Source organism: Sporosarcina sp. P25 (assembly GCF_002743235.1).
In the GTDB taxonomy this organism is placed as follows: domain Bacteria; phylum Bacillota; class Bacilli; order Bacillales_A; family Planococcaceae; genus Sporosarcina; species Sporosarcina ureae_B.
On the sequence record NZ_PDYV01000018.1, the window covers coordinates 1 to 19,340 of the forward strand.

Sequence of the window (19,340 nt, forward strand, 5' to 3'; positions counted from 1 at the left end):
ACGTAGGATGGAAGCGGAAGTTGGGGCGACTCCTGGAGGATCAGCGTGAGTTCGAGACCCTGGACTGAACGAAGTGAGGGAAGCGGCTCGGGCCACGCCCTCAGGAAAGCGTCCGCCAACTGGAGCTTCCATCCCATCACACTCACAAATTCACTCACCACTTCAAAGTATTCGCTTTTGAACTTACATTACTTAAAATACATACCCATTTTATTTATGCAAATTTTCGAAGGTCGTACAAGTAGAAAACCCGTTCGTATGCTATAATAGCAGGTATACTTTAGGGGGAGAATATTTTGTACGATTACATAAAAGGCCATGTGACACGCGTGACACCAGAATATGTTGTGCTGGAGCAATCGGGAATCGGTTGGCAAGTTATGACGCCGAATCCATTTGCGTTCCACGTAACCGACGAGGTGCAGCAAGTGTTCACGTATTTGCATGTGCGTGAAGATACGCAGTTATTGATCGGCTTCAAGACGCTGGAACAACGTGAACTGTTCCGTAAACTGATTACCGTTTCGGGAATCGGTCCTAAAGGCGCGCTCGCAATTCTTGCGAACGGCTTGCCTTCTCAAGTAGTGAGTGCGATTGAGCGTGAAGATGAAGCATTCCTTGTGCAATTTCCGGGTGTCGGCAAGAAGACAGCGCGTCAGATGATTTTGGATTTAAAAGGCAAACTTCATGATCTATTTACGGAAATTGATTTGCCGGATTCCGAGGACACGCTCTTGACACTTACTGAAAGTGATGAGCTCGATGAAGCAATGTTAGCGTTGACTGCGCTTGGTTATTCTGATCGCGAACTGAAGAAAGTGAAGCCGAAACTCGAGAAAGAAGAACTCGATACAGAAGGCTATATGCGACTGGCGTTAAAATTACTATTGAAACAAGGCTAATACGATGGAGGTGGTTCCAATGGATGAACGCATACTGACGAATGAGGCGACCGATTTTGATGATAGTTTTGAACAATCATTACGCCCGCAATTATTGCAACAATATATCGGTCAGCAGCAAGCAAAAGATAATTTATCGATTTTTATCGAGGCGGCAAAGAAACGGGAAGAAAGTTTGGATCATGTTTTGCTGTATGGTCCTCCTGGGCTTGGAAAGACGACGCTCGCTACGGTCATAGGCAATGAAATGGGTGTCAATGTCCGCATGACGAGCGGTCCTGCAATTGAACGTCCCGGTGACTTGGCGGCAGTGGTATCTTCATTGGAACCGGGCGATGTTTTATTCATCGATGAAATCCACCGACTAAACCGGGCAATTGAAGAAGTGCTGTATCCGGCGATGGAGGATTTTTGTCTCGATATTATGGTCGGAAAAGGTCCGACTGCGCGTTCTGTGCGACTGGATTTGCCGCCTTTCACGCTGATCGGCGCGACAACGCGTGCAGGGGCATTGTCTGCACCACTTCGTGACCGCTTCGGTGTACCGCTTCGACTGGAATATTATGAAGTGGAATCATTGACAGAGATCGTCATTCGAAGTGCGAATTTGTTTGACGTGCACATCGATCCGCAGGCAGCTGTGGAACTGGCAAAACGCTCTCGTGGAACTCCGCGTATTGCAAATCGTTTACTGCGAAGAGTGCGCGATTACGCACAAGTACGCGGCAATGGAGTCATTACGCTTTCGATTGCACAAGAAGCGCTTGATATGCTGCAAGTGGATCACCATGGACTCGATCAAATCGACCATCAGTTGCTCCATAGCATGATCGAACGATTCCGTGGCGGTCCAGTTGGTATCGATACACTCGCTGCGAGTATTGGCGAAGAGTCAGTGACAATCGAAGACGTCTATGAGCCGTATTTATTACAAATGGGATTTATTCAACGTACATCAAGAGGTCGGATGGCAACGGAAAAGGCTTACGAGCATTTCGGCTATCCGCTTCCTGAATGACAGATAGGAGTTAGCATGATGGAAGTAGAAGACTTTGATTTTGATTTACCGGAACATTTAATTGCCCAAACACCACTTTTGGATCGCACAGCGAGCCGTTTACTCGTTATGGGACGCGATAACGGTATCGTGACACATAAGTATTTTCGTGATTTAGTGGATGAACTAGAATCTGGGGATTTGCTAGTGTTAAACGATACAAAAGTATTACCGGCGCGTTTGATCGGGACGAAAGAAGAAACTGGCGCGACGATTGAAGTGTTGTTGTTAAAAGAAACAGGTGATGACCGCTGGGAAACACTGGTCAAGCCTTCGAAACGTATAAAAGTGGGGACGGTCGTGACGTTTGGCGACGGCTTGTTGCAGGCTGAATGTACAGCACTTGGCGAGCAAGGTGGGCGTGAGTTCAAATTTAGTTATGATGGTATTTTCTATGAGTTGCTCGATCAACTTGGACAGATGCCGTTACCACCATATATTACGGAAACATTAGAAGATCAGTCGCGCTATCAAACGGTTTTCGCAAAAGAGCGCGGCTCTGCGGCGGCACCTACAGCGGGCTTGCATTTTACGGATGAAATCTTGGATGCACTGCGTGAAAAAGGCGTTCAGATCGCTTTCATTACGTTGCATGTAGGACTCGGTACATTTCGTCCTGTTAGTGTGGATTCAATTGAAGACCACACAATGCATGCAGAATATTATGTTATGACAGAAGAAACGGCGGCACTTATTCGCGAGACAAAAGCTAGTGGCGGCAATGTAGTAGCGGTCGGTACGACGTCTACTCGGACGCTTGAGACCATTGCTTCAGAGAATAATGGAGAAGTAGTCGCGGCAAGCGGTTGGACTTCAATTTTTATTTATCCAGGGTATGCGTTCAAGGCGATTGACGGCCTAGTGACGAATTTCCACTTGCCGAAATCCACGCTATTGATGCTGTTATCGGCATTTGCTGGACGCGATCAGGTTATGCATGCATATAACGAAGCAGTGAAAGAGCAGTATCGCTTTTTCAGTTTTGGGGACGCGATGTTCATCCGCCCTGCTACAAGAAAGGAACGAGATTAATTGGCAGCTATTACGTACGAACACATCAAAACATGTAAACAAACGGGTGCGCGACTTGGAATTGTCCATACGCCACACGGTTCATTTGAAACACCTGCTTTCATGCCAGTCGGAACACAAGCTACGGTCAAAACAATGGCTCCGGAAGAATTGAAGGCAATGGGTGCAGGCATTATTTTAAGTAACACGTATCATTTATGGTTGCGTCCAGGTAATGAAATCGTTAAAGAAGCGGGCGGATTACATAAGTTCATGAACTGGGATCGCCCCATTTTGACTGATTCAGGCGGCTTCCAAGTGTTTTCACTTAGTAAATTCCGTGATATTAAAGAAGAAGGCGTTCATTTCCGTAATCATATCAATGGAGATAAGCTGTTTTTGAGTCCGGAAAAAGCGATGGAAATCCAAAACGATCTTGGAGCCGATATTATGATGGCATTTGACGAATGTCCTCCATTTCCTGCGACGCATGAGTACATGAAAGCAAGTGTTGAGCGTACGTCACGATGGGCAGAACGTTGTCTAGAAGCGCACGGGCGTCCTTTAGATCAAGGATTATTCGGTATCGTACAAGGTGGAGAGTTTGAAGATCTTCGTAAGCAAAGTGCACGTGATTTAGTATCCATGGATTTCCCAGGCTACGCAATCGGTGGATTGTCAGTCGGAGAACCGAAAGATATTATGAATAATGTGTTGGAGTTCACGACACCTTTACTTCCGCAAGATAAGCCACGTTATTTGATGGGTGTTGGATCTCCAGACTCCTTGATAGACGGTGCAATCCGCGGAATCGATATGTTCGACTGTGTCTTGCCGACGCGTATTGCACGTAATGGTACGTTGATGACAAGTGAAGGTCGCGTAGTTGTCAAAAATGCGAAGTACGAAAGAGATTTTGGTCCACTGGATCCGAACTGTGATTGTTATGCGTGCAAAAACTATAGTCGTGCATATATTCGACATTTAATTCGTGCGGGGGAAACTTTTGGTATACGTTTGACGTCTTATCATAACCTGCACTTTTTGCTTAACTTAATGGAGCAAGTACGTCAGGCCATACGTGAAGATCGTCTCGGTGATTTTCGTGAAGAGTTTTTTGAGCAATACGGCTTTAATAAACCGAATGCAAAAAACTTTTAAATCTTGTATAATAAAAAATGATGCTTCAGGAAGGGGGAAAATATATAATGATGGAACAATACGGTGGTATTTTCACACTAGTAATCATGGTAGCTATAATGTGGTTTTTACTCATTCGTCCTGCTCAAAAGAGACAGAAGGCAGCGAAAGAGATGCAATCTAGTTTAAAGCGTGGAGACGAAGTGGTTACAATCGGCGGTATTCACGGAACTGTGGATGCAGTAGATGAAACGTCTATTTTCTTACGTGTATCTGACACTACAGTTTTGCGTTTTGACAAGCAAGCAGTAGGCAGAGTCGTAACAGCGTCATAATAAAAAGCGGTTATCTAGTGGTATATCCATAGATTGCCGCTTTTTTGTTTTGTCACGTATAGAAAAAAGATCTGCCGGCACACTAGGTGTGAAGGAGGCAGATATGCTGTGCACGAGTTACTCATCATCGGATTACGTACGGTATTTTTATATGTTTTTCTTCTTGTGATATTGCGTATTATGGGAAAGCGAGAAGTTGGTGAATTGGGCGTTATTGATGTCGTCGTTTTCATTATTATGGCGGAAGTAGCTGCGATGATTGTAGAATCTCCCGACAAACCCATTATCAAAGGAATCCTTCCTATACTTATTTTGCTGGTCATTCAATATATTTCGTCGATGATTTCATTGAAGAGTAAGAAGTTTCGTGACCTAGTCGATGGAGATCCGACGTTGATTATTAAACATGGAGAAATCCAACAACATGAAATGCGTAAACAACGTTATAATCTCGACGACTTGTTTCAACAATTACGGGAGAATCAAGTCGGGTCAATCCATAATGTGACGTTTGCGTATCTCGAATCTTCCGGGAATTTATCTGTATTCACAAAAGACGGTGACTTACCGATTGTCGGACTAGTGCTTGACGGCGATATTCAACCGGAGCATCTAAAGTTGATTGGCAAGACGGAAGATTGGTTGCTACAGGAGTTACGTGCTAAAAACATCACCGATTTGAACAAGATTTTCTATTGCTCGTATGAACAAGGTGAAATAAGAGTCCAACTGACACAAGATCAATAGCGTTTAACTAAATTACGTAGCATGACAAAGTCCTGCGTTTTGATTTGTCTGGTTAGTAATAATAAAGCGAACAGCACGCCGGACGTAATGGCGCATTCGACAAATAGATGATGCGAGCCGATAGGAATGAAAATCGGACGGATGACGACGGTCAGCAAGAATACGATATAGGTCATGGCGAACATCGAAAACCCTGTGGCGGTCGATTTGTTTTGCCGTAGCGTGGCAATATGCAAGAAAGATGTCACGAGTACACCGAAGCCGATTGCGAGAACCGCGCCAGTTTCTTGAAGTCCTGGTTGCGAAGCCAAGATGAACATCACCGCAAGTTTTGCGATCCCTCCGTAGACCGAGTTCATCATGCCGGCTTTCGCATCGCCTGTCGCTTGCAAAATCGAATAGAGTGGACTTTGTATATAATAAAAGAAGAAGATGGGCGCAAGCAATGTCATATAGCTGCCGCCATCTACAATGTGGAACAGCTTTTCTGCAAGTGCTTGCCCGTGCATATAAAATACAGTAGCCGCAAATGCGCCCGTTAAAGCGGATAAACGCAATGCTAAATGAATGCGTTCTTGCAACTTTTTGACGTTGCTAGAAGCCGCTGCACCACTGACCGCTGGGACGAGCACGACGGATAATGCATACGGAATGAATGCGGGAAACAATAATAACGGAATAAGCACACCAGAAATTACTCCATACAATGATGTCGCCGCTACCGTTCCAACGCCTGCCATGGAGAGGGCGCGTAAAAAGATGATGGGCTCAAGGAACCAAGTGAAGGTCCCAAATAAACGACTGCCTGACGAAGGAAGTGCCACCTCAAGGATGGGCTCCATCGGATATCGCGGTTGTTTTTTCTGTGGTTTCGGTTCTTTCTTTTGTTGCTGCCGGTATTTGTATAGAAGATAGAGAACCGATACAACTTCAGCGAGGAATGTGACAGCCATAGCATACGCTGCATTCATCATCGGATCTTCCGGAGCCAGAATGTACGGCAGCATCCAAGTGATCAATAAAATACGGAAGATTTGCTCGATGACTTGTGCCCATGCCGTTTCTTCAATACGTGAAATCCCTTGGAAGTACCCTCTGATTAATCCGCCAATTGAGGCGATAGGTACGATGGCGAGGGCTACATATAAGGCAGTGGATGTTGCGCTGTTACCGAGTAACGTCTCCGCTAAAAAAGGGATGAACAGAATACACGCTGGAATGAAAACGGCACCGGATAAAATGGTGATAAACGTGGCGGTTTTCATAACTTGTCGTAATTGTACCGTGCCGCCTTGTGCTTTTATTTCCGCTATGACCTTCGCAATCGCAATGGGTACGCCAAGCTGTACTAACGAGAGGAAAAAGACGAACGCCGGGTATGCGGTCATATAGATCCCGACTGTTTCCTCTCCTGCAACCCGCATAAATTGAATTCGATAGACGAAGCCGAGTAATTTTGATAAAAACACGGCCGCCATCAAAAAGATCGTCCCCCGAATAAATGATGACACCCTACACCACTCCTTCTGATTTGCCCCGTTTTCGGATATAATACGAATGCTTGTGCAAAACCCAAATATAGTTAAGTGTATGTGATATAATTAAGTTTATTCCGGAACTATTCACGAGGGGGGAAGTGGCATTGGATCAACAGTTGACAGACTTATACAGACAGTTGCTCCCTGCACTAGAAAGCAAAAAGCAAGAATTGACGTTTTACGGCTACTCGGAGATTACGGAAGAAGATTTACTGAACTATTTGGTGGAGAAGAAGTGGCGGAAAAAAGAAATTTCTGCGATGCGTTCGTATGAAATGATTTCAGATGTTTTGGCAATTACTGCGGCACAGTTCATGACCCATACGCAAACAGAAGCTCAACGGAACAGTGAAGAAGTGATGGAATTGAGTAAAGAAGAATGGTCTGTGCTATTTTCGCCCAAAAAAATGGATTGATTTGCAATTCTTATCATGAAGTATTTGACACGGACAACCTACTGTTTCATAATTGGTATGTTGTACAATGAGAGAAGAAAGTACATAACAGGTGCTATGCCGCTCTAGTATATGAGGGGGAAAAGGAAATATGAAAAACAGAGGAAGGATCGTCGCGTTTTTGCTGCTTATCGTCATTTTGGCATCAACGATATTTTCTACGACGAGTCCCATTTTAAAAGATGTCAAGCTAGGACTTGATTTGCAAGGTGGTTTCGAGGTTCTTTACCAAGTGAAACCATTGAAAGAAGGACAAAAGATTACGGAGTCGACGGTTGCCGATACGGCCCGCGCATTGACGAATCGTATTGACGTGCTCGGTGTAAATGAACCCAGCATTCAAATCGAATCAAACAACCGAATCCGAGTTCAGCTTGCTGGGGTAGAAGATCAGGAAACTGCCCGCGAATTATTATCCACTCAAGCCAATCTTTCTTTCCGTAATGCGGATGACGAATTGATGCTCGACGGAAATGATTTGAAAGCAGGTAAAGCAAAAGCCAATTTCGATGAAAATAACAACCCTGTTGTTACATTGGAAATGAAAGATCCAAATAAATTTGGAGAAGTTACATCTGAAATTGCAGCAATAAAGCCGAACAACGTGCTAGTTATTTGGTTGGATTTCATTGAAGGTGAAAATTCCTTTGCGGAAGAAGCTACAAAACCGGAACCCGCATTTATCTCGGCTCCGTATGTTGCTAACACCATTAACTCTTCAAATGTCGAAATCTCAGGTAACTTCACTATTGAAGAGACGAAAAACTTGGCTGGTATTCTGAACGCCGGTGCATTACCTGTTGATTTAGAGGAAATTTACTCGACTTCTGTCGGTGCACAGTTTGGTGAACAAGCACTAGATAAAACGATATTTGCTGGAATTGTCGGTGTCACCTTAATCTTTATCTTTATGGCATTCTATTACCGTTTGCCAGGGATTGTGGCAGTTGTCACTCTATCTGTTTATATCTTTTTAATATTGCTAGTGTTCACATTAATCAATGGTGTGTTGACACTACCTGGTATTGCAGCATTAATGCTCGGGGTCGGTATGGCAGTCGATGCCAATATCATCACTTATGAGCGGATCAAAGAAGAATTACGTGTCGGAAGATCGGTTAAAACGTCCTTTATGGCTGGAGCGAAGTCTTCGTTCACCGCAATCCTCGATGCGAACGTCACGACACTCCTTGCAGCAGTTGTATTGTTCATTTTCGGTACAAGCTCAGTTAAAGGTTTCGCGACCATGCTCATTATCAGTATTTTGGTCAGTTTCCTAACAGCCGTTTGGGGATCTCGTCTATTGCTTGGACTACTCGTTCACAGCGGATACCTCGATAATAAAGTTGGCTGGTTCGGATTGAACAAAAAACATCTTCATTCAGCAGATGAAGGCTATGAAACGCTAGATCTCACAACAAAATTCGATCGTTTCGATTTCGTTCATTCAAGAAGACGTTTCTATGCACTTTCTATCGTCTTGTTAATTGTCGGTGCGATCATGCTAGGTGTCTTCAAGCTCAACTTGGGAATCGACTTCTCCGGTGGTACACGTGTGGAAATGCTAGCTGAACAACAGCTCGATGAGACGGAAGTAACGAAACTTCTTGAAGATATTGGCCACCCAACGTCGGATGTCGTCATTTCAGGCGATGAAAAGAACATTGCGGTTGCACGATATAAAGAAGACTTCTCACAAGAAGAAGTCAACAAAATCAAAAAAGAGTTATCTGAAACATTCAGTGCAGAGCCGAACGTTTCAACAGTTTCCAATACGGTAGGTAAAGAGCTCGTGCGTAATGCGATTTATGCACTTGCGGTTGCGGCTCTTGGGATCATCATCTACGTAGCGTTACGTTTTGAATGGCGCATGGGTCTGGCGGCGATTATCGGTTTACTGCATGACGCATTCTTCATGATAGCCGTCTTCAGTATTTTACGACTCGAAGTAGACATCACTTTCATTGCGGCGGTATTGACGATTGTCGGTTACTCCATCAACGATACGATCGTCACCTTTGACAGAATACGTGAGAACTTGAATCGCTCGAAGCATATTAGCGAAGAAGATGAATTGGCAACGATTGTCAATAAATCATTGCGACAGACGCTTGGCCGTTCGGTTAACACAGTTCTGACTGTAGTCTTCGTCGTAGTGGCATTGATGGCACTCGGTGCAGAATCAATTCGACCGTTCTCGATCGCATTATTGATCGGCTTGCTTGCAGGTACGTATTCTTCCATCTTCATCTCTGCTCAACTTTGGTTCGACTTAAAGAGAAAGCAAATTTTGAAGAATGGCGGAATAAAAGTAGATAAAGAGAAAAAACAATGGGGCTCAGACGAACCTGTTGTGTAATACGTTTGAACTATAGTGAAAGCAGGGTATACTTCGGTATATCCTGCTTTTTTTGAATGGAGGAATGGAACACATGAAGTTTCAATGGACTGTTCTAGTTGGTTTGTTATTTGCTGTGTTCATCGCATTGTTTGCTGTATTTAATGTAGAATCTGTACCGGTTAATTATTTCTTTGGTACGACGATGATTCCACTTGTATTAATTATTCTTGGGTCAGCGTTGCTTGGTGCGATTATTAGTGGTTTCTTTGCTATTTACAAGTCGTATAGAAGTGGACGACGTGTCAAAGAGTTGGAGAAGCAGATGCATTTGAAGGAGAAGGAATTGACTGCGCAACGTAGGCAGATGCAAGAGATGGAAGAACGGATCGATGTGTTGATGGAGGCGCCGTTGGTTGAGGCTGAGATTGTTCCACCGAGGGAAGTTTATTAGCGTGTGAATTGCCGCAGTGAGTCGTGCTTAGCGACTTGTTGTGGCTTTTTTGCTGTTGTTTCTTTTAATGTGCTTTTAGTTGGGAAGTAAGAAGTGGCAGGGGATGGCCTTCGTTGGAAAGTGTGTAGGGCAGTGCTAGTAGATGTTTTTAATCGATTTAGTACTTAAGTGCTTGTCGAATTGTAGTTCTGTTAGGAGTTTGTGGTTTTGCTGGCAATGTAAGTGTAATGCTCATTGTCCCCACTACAGCGCTGGTGGATGGCTTTCGCAAGATAGTGTGTAGTGCAGTTCATACACTTCACTCGCAAGAAACAAGTGATAGCTATCTCAATGTCACTGTTTTTCTTTTTGCTAGAAACACGAACTAATTCATTTCCCTACGGTAGCGCAGGCACAACTGCGGGGTAGGCCGTGGCCATGAGACAACTGGCAGCCCCACCGCCAGCTGGCTCATGGCTTTAGGCAATCCCCCACGTGCCTGCGCGGGTCCAGAAAGTGAACACTTGCCAACTTTAGTATCCAAAAATAAGTCGAGCGACGTACCCAACAAAAAGTGAGCAAGAAATGCATGATAGCTATCACAATGTCGCTAGTTTTTCTTTGTTAGAAACACAAACTAATTCATTTCCCCACAGTAGCACAGGCACAACTGCGGGGTAGGCCGTGGCCATGAGACAACTGGCAGCCCCATCGCCAGCTGGCTCATGGCTGTAGGCAATCCCCCACGTGCCTGTGCGGGTCGAGAAAGTGAACACTTGCTAACTACAGAATCCAAAAAATAAGTCGAGCGACGTACCCAACAAAAAGTGAGCAAGAAATGCATGATAGCTATCACAATGTCACTGTTTTTCTTTTTGCTAGAAACACAAACTAATTCATTTTCCCACAGTAGCGCAGGCACAACTGCGGGGTAGGCCGTGGCCCTGAGCCAACTGGCAGCTCTATCGCCAGCTGGCTCATGGCTGTAGGCAATCCCCCACGTGCCTGCGCGGGTCCAAAAAGTGAACACTCGCTAATTTTAGTACCAGATAATCAGTCGAGCCACGTCCCCAACAAAAAGTGAGCAAGACCGGCAGCCGTGTAGTCGCTCTGCCATAAGGATTTCTCTGTTAAGTAATGTACAAAATTTCTTATTTTGCTAGAACCACAATCTACATCATGACCACTCAGTAGTGCAAGTACAACTACAGCACTCTCAAATTCGCCCACTCGAGCAACGGCCTACTATGCCTATGAGGCTAACTGCTATCTCTCACTCTTTATATCAACTACCTCTGCAGGTCTTATAGGAAGAAAACGATGCTATCCTGTTCTTACTCCCCATCTTTCCATCCCGTTTCCTTTCAGTCTCCATCTTCATTAGCTATAATAAGAACAGAGGATGTGAAAGCATTGATACAATCAAAAAAAAGATGGCAAATCGATCGGCCAGATGAAGAACTCGTCAACCAGCTCGCAAAGGACTTGAAGCTTTCCACGATGCTGACAAAAATACTTGTCGCACGCGGAATCACGACAAGCGAACAAGCAAACGCGTATCTGCACATGGACGAGTCCAACTTACATGACCCGTTTTTATTACATGACATGCAAGAAGCCGTCGATTGCATCCAACATGCAATCGACACACAACAGCAAATTACAATTTTTGGAGATTATGATGCGGGTGCGACACGTTTCTAAGTGAAAAGCTTAGACACTAGGAGAAATCCTAGGAGAACTGATTTCTTGATAGGTAGAATGATGGGGTAACGCCTTGAAATGCCTACTCTGATACTCCGACATGCCTTTTCTAAGGTTATAGTAGAAAGGTATGAAGCTCGGTGAAGTCGGCAGAGAGATACCGTAAGTTAGGGAGAGCATAGCGAGTACCTGACACGAAAGCTGTCCAGAGGTGGATGGTGTGTCCCATATGCCGGGAGTCCATAAAGTATCTATGGTTAGAATGTGCTGAACAAGCACTGACGAATCTCTGAATGTACGGGTCTAGACGTAGTTGTCACAGAAATGTGATAGGTGGTAGTGCCATCGCATGTGTGGATGAGTAAAAATCTGGCGTTATGAAAATCCATAGTTTGTTACAGGCAAGCTCAAGCATGCAGGATCATAGGAGAAACCTAAAGATATATGTAAGGATAAAGAAATTGGAACGTGGAAAGCGAAGGATGCGGAGGTATTAACCTACCTGAGAAGCAGTTCAGTAGATAAAAGGGCGACCTATTAAAACTGATTTACCTTTCGTGAGAGTGGAGCCATAGTACCTTTGAAACCATGATAATAAGTGGTGGAGGGATAGGCTCTAGTCGGATATTTCAAAGACTTATAAATGCATAACAGACACAGATTCGAGTATGACTAAAAGAATCACCACTTGAGAGAGGGGTTGATGTCTGTGGCAAATTCACAAATCGTTAAACATGTTAAAAAGTCCAAGCTTAGAAACGCAGAGTATTACCACATGCAAGATACATTTGACATGTTGTATGAACAAAGCAACAATAGCAGTTCTTTCAAAAACTTAATGTCCATAATTAGTTCAGTTGAAAACATTAAGTTGGCGTATCGAAACATTAAGAAAAATACAGGTAGCAAAACGGCTGGCGTGGATGGTCGAACAATCTATCATATATCCAAGCTGACCGAGGAGCAATTTGTAGGTTTTGTTAGAAACAAACTGCGAGATTATAAACCGAAAGCAGTTAGACGAGTGGAAATACCAAAGCCAAATGGAAAAATTAGACCTTTAGGAATTCCCGCTATCTGGGATAGGATAGTCCAACAATGTATATTGCAAATTCTTGAACCCATAGTGGAAGCAAAATTCTCCGGAAGAAGTCATGGATTTAGACCGAACCGCTCAGTAGAGAATGCGATAGCTCAAAGTTATCGTCTTATGCAGAATTCAAAAATGTCATATGTAATCGATATAGACATAAAGGGATTCTTCGATAACGTGTCTCACTCCAAGTTGCTAAAACAGATGTGGGCAATGGGCATTCAAGATAAGAATTTACTCACTATCATTTCAAAAATGCTTAAAGCTAAAATTAAGTTGCCAAATGGTCGAATCATTGAGAATGATAAAGGTACGCCACAAGGTGGAATCCTATCTCCTTTGCTATCTAATGTTGTTCTAAATGAACTTGACCGTTGGATTGAAAGCCAATGGGAGGATATTCCTACTCAAAAGGATTATCTGCAATACCATTACAAGAAAAATAATCACGCAGATAAAGGTTACAAGTACAGGGTGCTTAGGAAATCTAAGCTAAAAGAATGTTATATTGTTCGATATGCAGACGATTTCAAAATCTTTTGCAGTAATCCTAATCACGCCAAACGATTATTTTTCGCAGTACAAAAATGGCTGAAAGAAAGACTTGGTTTAGAAATAAGCGAAGACAAATCAAAAATAGTGAATCTCAAAAAGGATTATTCTGAATTTCTCGGGTTTAAAATGAAGCTAATTCCAAAAGGTGAAAAATGGGTTGTGAAAAGTCATATGTGCGACAAAGCAGTTCAACGCACAAAGAAAAACTTGAAGCAAATCATAAATGGTATTCGATATGATAGCGGTGTTAACGATCAAGCAAGAAAAATAGCACTCTACAACTCAACTGTAATAGGACTTCATCAATATTTCCGTACCGCTACAATGATTTCCGAAGATATGGGGAACATTGCATACGAAGTAAATGCATGTATGAAAGACCATCGTATGAAAAGGCGAATTAAGAAAACAGGTGTGATAACATCTGATTTCATTAAGAAAGAATACGGAAAGAGCAAACAATTAAGATTTATATCACGAGATCCGCTCCTTCCAATTGGATATATTAAACATAAGAATCCAATGATGAAGCGTAACGCAGTAAATGCATATACAAAAGAAGGTAGAGTAGAAATTCATAAAAACCTGATAACTGTTGATATCAGTATACTTCGATTTCTGATGGAGCATCCAATTCCCCAGAGAAGTATAGAGTACAACGATAACCGTATAGCATTATACTGTGCACAAAGAGGAAAATGCCATGTAACTGGGCAAATGTTAAACCCGATGACGATTCATTGCCATCATAAAGTACCACGGTTGCAAGGTGGTAATGACCAATATAACAACCTCTGTCTCGTTGATAAGGAAATCCACATTTTAATTCACGCAATAGATGAAGAAATAATCTCAAAGTATAAAAAGTTACTAACCAACTCACAAAGCCTGAATAAAATAAATACGCTACGAAAGAAATTGGAACTACAGCAATTAACTATCTAATTGGACGATTAGACATACAAACGAACAAGTGAATTCTGTTAAGTTATGTAGATTACCAAAGTTTTGAAATTTTTCGATAGAACGCCGTGTGAGGTGAAAGTCTCACGCACGGTGTGAAGTGGGGGAAAAGCTGGCGATAAACTCAAAAGCTTACCTATCACTATACGGCGTAACAAGTGTCACAGTGCTCTTGACAGCGCTCGAACGTCTTGGTGCAAAAGTGAACTTCGCCATCCCGAACCGTTTTGAACACGGTTACGGACCGAACAGCGACTACTTTGCACAACTACATACAGAAGGCACAGAAGTCTTGATCACAGTAGACAACGGAATCTCAGGCATTGAACAAATCGCTTTCGCCAAGTCGCTTGGACTGTCGGTCATCGTGACGGACCACCACGAAATGGGTGACGTCTTGCCTGACGCGGATGCGGTCATCCACCCACGTCATCCCGATGGCAATTATCCATTTGGCGAACTTGCAGGTGTCGGTGTAGCGTTCAAACTAGCTTCTGCTTTACTTGGAGAGCCGCCACTCGACTTGCTGGAATTCGTTGCCATCGGTACGATCGCGGACTTGGTTCCGTTAGAAGATGAAAATCGCTATATGGTGAAAGAAGGTATTCGCAGATTGCGCCGCACGCAACGTCCTGGAATTAAGGCGTTGATGCAAGTGAGCGGTCATGAACAAAATGCTTTATCGGAAGAAACGATCGGCTTTACGATCGGTCCACGTCTGAATGCACCGGGCCGACTTGGCGATGCAGATCCAGCAGTTGATCTATTAAAGGCAGAAGATGAGCAACAAGCACTCGGAATTGCAGAAGAATTGAATGATTTGAATAAAGAACGGCAACAATTAGTGAAAGAAATCGCAAAGGAAGCACAAGAGCAAGTGGAAATCCGTTATGGCGATCAAGTTCCTCACGTGCTAGTCGTAGAAGGGGAAGGCTGGAATCCGGGTGTCGTCGGCATCGTGTCATCGAGACTGACGGAGAAATACTACCGTCCTTCCATCATTTTGTCGATCGACCATGAAACAGGAATGGCGAAAGGTTCTGCGCGTAGTATTGAGGGCTTTGATTTATATAAAGAGTTATCGAAGAATGCGTCAATTCTGCCACATTTCGGAGGGCATGCGATGGCTGCCGGGATGTCATTGAAACTAGAGGACGTTGAATTATTGCGTTCGAATTTGAATGAACAGGCGAAGGAAATATTGACAAGAGAGGATTTACAGCCTATTTTATCCATCGATGTGCCGCTTGCGCTGGATGAAATTGATATTGCCTCAATCGAAGCGCTCGAGAAAATCCGGCCGTTTGGAATGGGATTCCCGAAGCCAGTTTTCTTATTGGAGCAGCTCGACACGATATCTGTCCGTAAAATCGGTACAGCGAAGGATCATTTGAAACTTGAAATGGGCGACCATACTGAACGTCTAGATGCAATCTACTTCGGAGCGGGGGCATTGGCAGACGAAATGGCACCGCAAAGTAAGCTTAGTTTGACGGGTGATTTGCAAATTAATGAATGGAACGGGAACAAAAAAGCGCAGTTACTTGTCGAAGATGTGAAATGTGACGAGTGGCAGTTGTTCGATTACCGTGGAATCCGAGAGCCAGCTAGATGGTTGCCGCTGATTCCGGATCAAGCCCAATTTATTGCGTTCAGTGAAGAAGCTATCCAACATTTCGCTCCGTTCTTTAAAGATATTCCAATTGCTTTAATTGGACGCGACGAACTTCGTCTTTCTTCAGCTATTGTATTGCTCGATATGCCTCAGGCTGAAGAACAGTTGAAACAAGTGATGGAAAAGACGCGTGCCGACCGAGTGTATCTTCATCTGCATGTGCATGATTCGATGTACTTCGAAAAGATACCAGATCGCCAACAATTTGGTTGGTATTACAGCTTTTTGAAAAAGCGTGAGACATTTGATATACACAATCAAATCGATATGCTTTCCAAACATAAAGGTTGGAAAAAAGATGTGATAAAGTTTATGACAAAAGTGTTTTATGAACTGGAATTTGTTACACTAGAGAATGGTAAGGTGACGATGCTTACTTCTGCCGGCAAACGAGATTTGGCAGAAGCGCCATCTTATAAAAAACGCCAACAGCAGATCAAACTGGAAGAGTTGTTGCTTTATGCTCCGTATCAGGACTTGAAGAAAGTATTCGACTCTTTGCGTGAGACAGATGCTGTTGAGGAGGAAAAACTGTGGACTTAAAAAAGTTTGTAACGACTGTAGACGATTATCCAAAGCCGGGTGTCAGCTTTAAAGACATCACGACGATCATGGATAACGGAGAAGCATATAAATATGCGACAGACCAAATTGTTGAGTATGCGAAGGGATTGGACGTAGATATCATCGTGGGGCCAGAAGCACGCGGTTTCATCATCGGATGTCCTGTTGCTTATGCACTTGAAATCGGTTTTGCACCGGTTCGTAAGCCAGGTAAATTACCACGCGAAACGATCTCGGTATTTTATGACTTAGAGTATGGACAAGATGAGTTAACGATCCATAAAGATGCTATCAAGCCTGGCCAACGCGTACTCGTTGTCGATGATTTACTTGCAACTGGTGGTACGGTCGGCGCAACAGTCGAATTGATCGAGAAACTTGGTGGCGTTGTAGCTGGCTGTGCATTCTTGATCGAACTATCGTACTTGAACGGTCGCGAAAAGTTGACGAATGAAAACATCAAGGCATTAATTACGTACTGATGAGGGAATCCTTCGCTTAATGCGGAGGATTCTTGCTATATAAATATAGGCGCTGAGTTTGATTCGCTTTACATATAGGTGATAATATACATATACTACTAAAAACTATTGTCTAAATATTTACAGAATAGGCTGAAAGGGGTAAGTCAATGGCGAAAAATCAAGACCTGACAGAACAAGACATATACGACTTGGTCTCCAAATATATGAACGAAGAACACGTCGAATTCATCAGGCGGGCATATGTGATGGCTGAAAAGTCGCACGAAGGGCAGTTTCGGACTTCAGGTGAACCGTATATCAACCATCCGATTCAAGTCGCAGGAATTTTGGCGGGTCTTCAAATGGATCCGGAAACGGTCGCAGCCGGCTTTCTACATGATGTGGTGGAAGATACGGAAATTAGTCGCGAAGATATTATTCGTGAATTCGGTGATGAAGTCGCCATGCTCGTTGATGGCGTAACGAAGCTCGACAAATTAAAATTCAGATCCAATGAAGAAAAACAAGCGGAAAATCACCGTAAAATGTTCATTGCGATGGCGCAGGATATCCGTGTCATTTTAATCAAACTTGCGGATCGATTGCATAATATGCGGACATTGAAGCATGTCCCGGCAGCGAAACAACGCCGGGTATCGGAAGAAACGTTGGAGATCTTCTCACCACTCGCTCATCGCCTCGGAATTTCCACGATTAAATGGGAACTGGAAGATATTGCGTTGCGTTATTCCAATCCCCAACAATATTATCGTATCGTCAATTTGATGAAGCAAAAGCGGACAGAACGCGAACAGTATTTGAAAGACGTCATGAATCAGATGCGTGTCGAACTGGATGAAATGGGTATCGCTGCAGAAATTCATGGTAGACCAAAGCATTTGTATTCTATTTATCAAAAGATGGTTATCCAGAAAAAAGAGTTCAATGAAATTTATGATCTACTGGCGGTACGTATTGTCGTGAAGAGCATTAAGGATTGCTATGCGGCGCTTGGAATCATTCATACATTATGGAAGCCGATGCCGGGACGATTCAAAGATTATATCGCCATGCCGAAACAAAATTTGTATCAATCTATCCATACGACTGTTGTCGGACCTGCAGGAGATCCACTCGAAGTACAAATTCGGACAGAAGAGATGCACCGGATTTCAGAATTTGGTGTGGCTGCTCACTGGGCATATAAAGAAGGTAAACAAGTCGCGAAACTAGCGAGTGATATTGATTCGAAATTGACATGGTTCCGTGAGATTTTGGAAATTCAAAATGAATCCTCTAATGCACAGGAGTTTATGGAATCATTGAAGTTTGACTTATTTTCGGACATGGTCTATGTGTTTACACCGGACGGAGATGTTGTCGAATTGCCGCAAGGATCGGTACCGATTGACTTTGCCTATCGGGTCCACTCCGAAATTGGGAATCGGACGACCGGGGCTAAAGTGAATGGTAAAATCGTGCCGCTTGATTCGTCATTATCAACAGGTGATATCGTCGAGATTCTAACTTCGAAACAGTCATTTGGTCCAAGCCGTGACTGGTTAAAATTAGCGCATACCTCACAAGCGAAAAATAAAATCCGCCAATATTTCAAAAAGCAATTGCGTGACGAGAACATCGACAAAGGTAGCGAGATGATTCAGAAGGAACTGAAAGAAGAAGAGTATGATATCAAGGAAGCGTTGAGTAAAGAAAATATGCAGCGTACCATTGAAAAATTCAGTTTTACTTCTGAAGAGGACCTTTATGCTGCAGTCGGTTCCGGTGGCATTACCGCGCAACAAGTAGTCAATCGACTAGCTGAGCGAATGCGCAAAGAACGCGTGAAGAAAGAAACGATTGATAAAATCGTCTCAGAAATTCAAGCGCCAAAGCCGGAAAAACAGACGGAATCAGGTGTAATCGTCAAAGACATTGACAATATGCTGATCCGTATTTCGAAGTGCTGTAACCCGGTACCCGGCGATGAAATTGTCGGTTTCATTACACGTGGCCGTGGCGTTTCCGTGCACCGTACCGATTGTCCGAACGTATTGTCTGAACAAGGACAGCAAGAACGTATTATCGAAGTCCACTGGGCATTGCAAGACGATCAAGTTCGCAAAGAATTCCAAGTCGATATTGAAATTTCCGCATTCGATAGACAAGGTTTACTCAATGAAGTGATGATGGTCGTCGCCGATATGAATACGCCAATTACCGCAGTGAGTGGCAAAGCAGACAAGGATGATATCGCCCATATCCATATGTCGATTAAAATCCAAAACATCGCGCATTTGCAACGCACCGTCGATAAAATCAAACAAATCAAAGACGTTTATTCTGTAGAACGAGTTATGAACTAA

Annotated in this window: 15 protein-coding genes; 14 read left to right on the forward strand and 1 reads right to left on the reverse strand. The window is 43.5% G+C overall.

Annotation, left to right across the window (positions count from 1 at the left end; genetic code table 11):
• Positions 1-296 precede the first annotated feature (296 nt).
• The 6 genes from ruvA to CSV70_RS13270 all read left to right on the forward strand — a co-directional run bounded on the left by ruvA (position 297) and on the right by CSV70_RS13270 (position 5,192).
• The gene (ruvA, locus tag CSV70_RS13245) at positions 297-902 is read left to right on the forward strand and encodes a Holliday junction branch migration protein RuvA (protein WP_085131006.1); all 606 of its coding nucleotides are present in this window, start codon (positions 297-299) and stop codon (positions 900-902) included.
• A 19-nt stretch (positions 903-921) separates the two neighbouring features.
• Entirely contained in the window at positions 922-1,920 is a 999-nt protein-coding gene (gene ruvB, locus CSV70_RS13250) for a Holliday junction branch migration DNA helicase RuvB (protein ID WP_099626869.1), read from the forward strand.
• 18 nt (positions 1,921-1,938) lie between these two features.
• Complete coding sequence (gene queA / locus CSV70_RS13255; protein ID WP_099626870.1) at positions 1,939-2,991, forward strand: tRNA preQ1(34) S-adenosylmethionine ribosyltransferase-isomerase QueA; 1,053 nt, start codon at positions 1,939-1,941, stop codon at positions 2,989-2,991.
• Entirely contained in the window at positions 2,992-4,131 is a 1,140-nt protein-coding gene (gene tgt / locus CSV70_RS13260; RefSeq protein ID WP_085131003.1) for a tRNA guanosine(34) transglycosylase Tgt, read from the forward strand.
• A 50-nt stretch (positions 4,132-4,181) separates the two neighbouring features.
• On the forward strand, positions 4,182-4,445 hold the full coding sequence (gene yajC / locus CSV70_RS13265) for a preprotein translocase subunit YajC (protein ID WP_085133532.1): 264 nt from the start codon (positions 4,182-4,184) through the stop codon (positions 4,443-4,445).
• A 108-nt stretch (positions 4,446-4,553) separates the two neighbouring features.
• Positions 4,554-5,192, forward strand: a complete 639-nt coding sequence (locus tag CSV70_RS13270) for a DUF421 domain-containing protein (RefSeq protein WP_099626871.1) — start codon at positions 4,554-4,556, stop codon at positions 5,190-5,192.
• On the opposite strand, the gene CSV70_RS13275 is transcribed toward CSV70_RS13270, so the two are convergent.
• Entirely contained in the window at positions 5,186-6,703 is a 1,518-nt protein-coding gene (locus CSV70_RS13275) for a putative polysaccharide biosynthesis protein (protein ID WP_099626872.1), read from the reverse strand. The two genes, CSV70_RS13270 and CSV70_RS13275, sit on opposite strands and share 7 nt — an antisense overlap.
• A gap of 131 nt (positions 6,704-6,834) precedes the next feature.
• Here CSV70_RS13275 and CSV70_RS13280 point away from each other — a divergent pair, with 131 nt between their 5' ends.
• From CSV70_RS13280 to CSV70_RS13315, 8 genes are all read left to right on the forward strand, one after another.
• Entirely contained in the window at positions 6,835-7,146 is a 312-nt protein-coding gene (locus CSV70_RS13280) for a post-transcriptional regulator (protein ID WP_158232423.1), read from the forward strand.
• Between the two features lie 130 nt (positions 7,147-7,276).
• A complete protein-coding gene (secDF, locus tag CSV70_RS13285) occupies positions 7,277-9,544 on the forward strand; it encodes a protein translocase subunit SecDF (protein WP_099628528.1) in 2,268 nt (755 codons plus the stop codon).
• Positions 9,545-9,617: 73 nt separating this feature from the next.
• A complete protein-coding gene (locus CSV70_RS13290) occupies positions 9,618-9,977 on the forward strand; it encodes a LapA family protein (protein WP_085130998.1) in 360 nt (119 codons plus the stop codon).
• A 1,383-nt stretch (positions 9,978-11,360) separates the two neighbouring features.
• Positions 11,361-11,660 carry a single-stranded DNA-binding protein gene (locus tag CSV70_RS13295; RefSeq protein ID WP_233191814.1) on the forward strand — a complete coding sequence of 100 codons (300 nt, stop codon included), beginning with the start codon at positions 11,361-11,363 and terminating at the stop codon, positions 11,658-11,660.
• Between the two features lie 709 nt (positions 11,661-12,369).
• Positions 12,370-14,253 (forward strand): group II intron reverse transcriptase/maturase, encoded by a 1,884-nt coding sequence (gene ltrA, locus CSV70_RS13300; RefSeq protein WP_099628529.1) that lies wholly within the window; start codon positions 12,370-12,372, stop codon positions 14,251-14,253.
• A gap of 118 nt (positions 14,254-14,371) precedes the next feature.
• Complete coding sequence (recJ, locus tag CSV70_RS13305; RefSeq protein WP_255397415.1) at positions 14,372-16,489, forward strand: single-stranded-DNA-specific exonuclease RecJ; 2,118 nt, start codon at positions 14,372-14,374, stop codon at positions 16,487-16,489.
• Complete coding sequence (locus tag CSV70_RS13310) at positions 16,480-16,992, forward strand: adenine phosphoribosyltransferase (protein ID WP_085130996.1); 513 nt, start codon at positions 16,480-16,482, stop codon at positions 16,990-16,992. The genes recJ and CSV70_RS13310 overlap by 10 nt, the downstream gene beginning before the upstream one ends.
• Positions 16,993-17,141: 149 nt before the next feature.
• The gene (locus CSV70_RS13315) at positions 17,142-19,340 is read left to right on the forward strand and encodes a RelA/SpoT family protein (RefSeq protein ID WP_085130995.1); all 2,199 of its coding nucleotides are present in this window, start codon (positions 17,142-17,144) and stop codon (positions 19,338-19,340) included.

What these genes read in the sequence shown, in the direction of transcription:
- ruvB (WP_099626869.1), top strand. Translation starts at nt 922, where the DNA reads ATGGATGAACGCATACTGACGAATGAGGCGACCGATTTTGATGATAGT.
- queA (WP_099626870.1), top strand. Translation starts at nt 1,939, where the DNA reads ATGGAAGTAGAAGACTTTGATTTTGATTTACCGGAACATTTAATTGCC.
- yajC (WP_085133532.1), top strand. Translation starts at nt 4,182, where the DNA reads ATGGAACAATACGGTGGTATTTTCACACTAGTAATCATGGTAGCTATA.
- secDF (WP_099628528.1), top strand. Translation starts at nt 7,277, where the DNA reads ATGAAAAACAGAGGAAGGATCGTCGCGTTTTTGCTGCTTATCGTCATT.
- CSV70_RS13290 (WP_085130998.1), top strand. Translation starts at nt 9,618, where the DNA reads ATGAAGTTTCAATGGACTGTTCTAGTTGGTTTGTTATTTGCTGTGTTC.
- CSV70_RS13315 (WP_085130995.1), top strand. Translation starts at nt 17,142, where the DNA reads ATGGCGAAAAATCAAGACCTGACAGAACAAGACATATACGACTTGGTC.